The sequence below is a fragment of the Streptomyces sp. NPDC006655 genome (genome assembly GCF_040703965.1).
In the GTDB taxonomy this organism is placed as follows: domain Bacteria; phylum Actinomycetota; class Actinomycetes; order Streptomycetales; family Streptomycetaceae; genus Streptomyces.
This window is the reverse complement of sequence record NZ_JBEYJU010000223.1, coordinates 1-3,704: the sequence shown is the minus strand read 5'-3', so window position 1 is coordinate 3,704 and position 3,704 is coordinate 1. Positions and strand designations below refer to the sequence as shown.

Genomic DNA, 3,704 nt, shown 5'->3' with positions numbered 1-3,704 from the left:
GCGGGACTCGACCCCGGGAACCGAGCGGGACTCGACCCCGGGAACCGAGCGGGACTCGACCCCGGGAACCGAGCGGGACCCGATCCCGGGAGCCGTCGACCCCGCACCGGCGACGCGGCTCTTCCGGGACGCCTGGCCCGACTTCCGCCGGGCGGGCGTGGACGTGCGCGGCATCAGCACCCAAACGGCCGCGGAGCAGGCGCAGTTCGCGCAGGCCGAGAAGATCCCGTACCCCCTGCTGTCCGACATCGACCAACGCTTCACGGCCGCCTTGCGGTTGCCGGTCTTCCGCGTCGACGGACGACTCCGGCACAAGCCGCTGATCCTGGTCGTCGACGCCGAACGTGCCGTACGCCAGGTGCTGTTCCCCGTCACCGACACCCCGCACGCGGTCACCGAGACCCTGCGCCTGGCAACAGCCTGCGCCCGCCGTGCCGCTCTAGCCCAATGGGATGAATCCACCAGGTAAGCGGCAACCGCAGCATCCCGGATGGGCCGGCCGCTGTCGTCGTGGTGGCCGTCATGTCGGTGCAGTCCGGCGTGGCGGCGGTACGGGTGAACGTGGGCGGGGTCGCGGTCAGGGGCGTCGACTGCGCCGCCGTGTCGGTGATCTTCAGTATCGGCGTGCCGATGGTGTCCGTACCCGCGGTCGCCCCCGAGCCGGTCGGAGCGTACGAGGAGCCCGCCCCGCACCGCCACCGCCGGCGGTACCGGACGGGCCGGTGACGGCGCCGGTGCCGCCGTGACCGGCAGCACCGGCCCCACCAGGCACGAAGCCGACGCCCGGGGTGACGGTCGCGCCCTCGCCATGGGTCGGAAGGCTGCACCGCGAACGGCGGAGCCGGCCGGATTCGAACCGGCGTCCTCGCGATTTTGGAGACCGCGCGCGACGACCCCTGCGCTACGGCCCCGCCTGGCGGGGATCCTAACCCCCCATCGCCTCCCCGCCCGGACCCGGCTTCGACGCGGCCCGGGAGGAAGCCTCTCCTGAGCCTGCCCTTCCGACCGTGCCGCTGCCGACCGTCAGGAGGCGGTACGACTGTCGGCTTCGGCCTGGGCGATGGCTTCGGCTTCGCTGTCGGCCAGGGCCAGTGCGACACCGAACGCTCGGGCTATGTGGCTTGCGGCCGACATGACCCGTGCGGTCCCGACGACGGGAGCTGTGGCGACGAGTAGGTCCTGCAACTGCTCGACCGTGAACTCGGCCTTGATCGCGGGATTGATGTGGGCCAGGTAGGAGACCGCTGGTGCGTCCATGGCCACGAGTGCTGCGATACGGGAGAGGATGAGCGTCCGCTCGTCCATGTGGCAGTGCTCGATGGAGTCGATCGTCATGGCGGCGATCGTGTCAAGTACGGGAGTCTCGGATGCAGTAGCCATGGTTGGGCCGCCTCCTTGCGATGTCGGGAGTTGACTGCCGCCTCAAGCGGGGACCCCCCTGCGCAACCGGCTGTTGCGACTCAAGTCTAGGTAGGCACGGGTTGTCGCGCCCGTCGAAGGTCGCACGACGGCGGCTGAACCCCTGCTCCTACGTATCCGGTTTTCGCGAGCGCTGCGCCCCCGGCAGGGTTCACCCCTGCGGCACCCGGTTCTCCGTCACCGAACTCCGCAACTGGATCTCCACAGCAAAGGCGCAACTGCGGCACAGGTGGGTTCGATTGATCCGGAGTTGTCGCAGTCGGAGCCAACGTGACAACAGCTGCCGGTTTCACTGTGCGGCACTACATGTAGAGAGGCTGCCCTCAATTCGTGTGCATGCGTGCACGGATGCGTGTTCCACCGTTGCGACTGCACTGCTGGAAACGGTGATCGACTGGATGCCGGGCACGCTCCGTGATTTGATCCTTCGCACCGCAGGGTTCGCGCCAAGATGTCCGGAAACGGATGGCGTGGGCTGCGGTCGCGGCCGAGCATCTGTCCCCAGCTCGGGCTGCTCCCCCTTGTGGAACATCCATACGAAGGGCAGTTTCATGATGAACTCCGCTCCCCAGGTTCAGACCCTTGAAATCTCCGACGCCGAGCTCGACACCGTCTCCGGTGGCCTGAGCCCGCAGGCCGGCATCACCGCCGGTCCCACGGCGATCAGCAGCTCGGACCTCGTGGCTCAGGTCGGCGCGGTCAAGGACGAGGTCCTGGACACCGTCGGCCAGTACCACCAGGTGGGACTCACCGTTTCCTTCTGATCGCCGGATTGCTGGACTCCGTCGTCAGGTGATCGCTCATGCCCGGTTGATGGGTGATCACGGCAACAAGCCCCCTACCCGCGGGTCTCCTCTGGTAGGGGGCTTGATCGTCAGGGCCCTCCACCTGGTCAAGGCGGTGCCGGGTGTTACGCCCTCCACTCCGGGACGGCTTGCGCCGCGCCGTCCGCTCACGCATCGCCGCGCATCGCTCACGCATCGCTCACGCACGGACCGCTGCCGAGCCGGGCATTCGCACACCTACTGCTGCTTGGCCGAGTCCCGGCATACGGCGAGCGCAGGCTGTCAGTCGTCCTCGTCGTCCGGTTCGGACTCCCGGGTGAAGGCCAGGTCGAGGACGTAGCGTTCGTCAGCGGGACACTGGTCCCATGCGTGCTGGATCTGCTCCAGGGACCAGTCGTCGGTCATGCTCTTCAGGATCTCGTCGTAGTAGGCGGACGCCGCCTCGCGTCCCGACCACCACGCATAGCCCTCGTACACCCCCGGGCGGGGCAGGGTCATCTGGCCAGCCGGGCCCATGGTCAGCTGGTTGACGACGAGGGTGCCGGTCTCGGACTCGATGCTGACCGGGGTGTGGCCTTCTGCGTCGGCGGGGGGCTCGGGGGGCGTGTCCCAGATACGGACGGTGACCTTTACGTCGATGGCGGGCTGGCGGCTGAGCAGGTACAGGTGGTAGCCGTTGCCGGCTACGACCTGTACCTCAGCGGCTGCCAAGGCTGCGCTGTCACCGAGGTAGGCGTCGGCGTCGTGGACCTCGACGACTCGGCGGTCGGGACTTGCGGTGACGCTGTACTCGGCGAGGAGTGCCATGGGGTGCCTCTCTGTCGGTCAGTGATCTGCAAGCAGAAGGCGTCGCCGTTCAGGACTCGGTTGCGCTTTACATCGCCAGGATCATGTTGCCGCCGGCGTTGTCGTCCGCGCCCGCGATCAGACGGACGGAGTACCGGTTGTCGCCTTCGGCACGCGCCTCGGTGTACCCCGATACCCCGTGGCTCCCCGCCCGTTCTGGCACGGATGTGGTACGACCGCTCTTCGTCCTGGAGCGGCCGCACCGTGACTCTCCGCTGACTGCCTCCGCTGGGGCGCGGGGCGCAAACCCCTTGCCGTCCGGTCACCGCGGGTCGACACCCCATATCTTGAAGGGCTCGTACGCTCCATCGCGGAAGTCGAAGACAGTCACTTCGGTGTCGGATATATGTCGGAAGTGGCCCCCATAGCCGGGCTGTGCGATGTGTGGGGCGAGCAGGTCCAACAGGCCCCGGAGGTAAAGCATGGAGTCATCGATCCAGTGGGTGCGTGCAAAAAGTTCCCACTCGTACCTCTCCCCGGAACAGGTGAACTCTTGCACCTCGCGACGCAGAGACACGAGGTCTCCGCCGGGCATCCGGCGGTTGTTGTAGTTGTCCGGGACTAGGGTGCGTTTCAAATGTGCTGGTCATAGCCATTCGTTGATGGCTGCGACCAGCACGGTCGCCTCGTAGCGGACCGCCAACTTGTCGTACC

Annotated in this window: 7 protein-coding genes and 1 tRNA gene; 3 read left to right on the top strand and 5 right to left on the bottom strand. The window is 67.6% G+C overall.

Annotated features, from left to right (window positions below; genetic code table 11):
* On the top strand, nt 1-469 hold a 469-nt coding region (locus tag AB0958_RS44785; RefSeq protein ID WP_366896236.1), incomplete at its 5' end, for a redoxin domain-containing protein.
* Nucleotides 470-522: 53 nt separating this feature from the next.
* Entirely contained in the window at nt 523-726 is a 204-nt protein-coding gene (locus tag AB0958_RS44780) for a hypothetical protein (protein ID WP_366896235.1), read from the top strand.
* Between the two features lie 110 nt (nt 727-836).
* On the opposite strand, the gene AB0958_RS44775 is transcribed toward AB0958_RS44780, so the two are convergent.
* Nucleotides 837-911: transfer RNA gene (locus tag AB0958_RS44775), tRNA-Trp, on the bottom strand.
* A 112-nt stretch (nt 912-1,023) separates the two neighbouring features.
* Nucleotides 1,024-1,380, bottom strand: a complete 357-nt coding sequence (locus AB0958_RS44770; protein WP_366896234.1) for a carboxymuconolactone decarboxylase family protein — start codon at nt 1,378-1,380, stop codon at nt 1,024-1,026.
* Between the two features lie 593 nt (nt 1,381-1,973).
* On the opposite strand from AB0958_RS44770, the gene AB0958_RS44765 reads away from it, so the two are divergent.
* On the top strand, nt 1,974-2,183 hold the full coding sequence (locus AB0958_RS44765; protein WP_360531500.1) for a hypothetical protein: 210 nt from the start codon (nt 1,974-1,976) through the stop codon (nt 2,181-2,183).
* 303 nt (nt 2,184-2,486) lie between these two features.
* Here AB0958_RS44765 and AB0958_RS44760 read toward each other — a convergent pair whose 3' ends face one another.
* From AB0958_RS44760 to AB0958_RS44750, 3 genes are all read right to left on the bottom strand, one after another.
* The gene (locus tag AB0958_RS44760) at nt 2,487-3,011 is read right to left on the bottom strand and encodes a hypothetical protein (protein ID WP_366896233.1); all 525 of its coding nucleotides are present in this window, start codon (nt 3,009-3,011) and stop codon (nt 2,487-2,489) included.
* Between the two features lie 67 nt (nt 3,012-3,078).
* Nucleotides 3,079-3,213: a hypothetical protein gene (locus AB0958_RS44755; RefSeq protein WP_366896232.1), complete on the bottom strand. Its 135-nt coding sequence runs from the start codon at nt 3,211-3,213 to the stop codon at nt 3,079-3,081.
* A gap of 99 nt (nt 3,214-3,312) precedes the next feature.
* Nucleotides 3,313-3,627, bottom strand: a complete 315-nt coding sequence (locus AB0958_RS44750; protein WP_366896231.1) for a hypothetical protein — start codon at nt 3,625-3,627, stop codon at nt 3,313-3,315.
* Between the last annotated feature and the right edge of the window lie 77 nt (nt 3,628-3,704).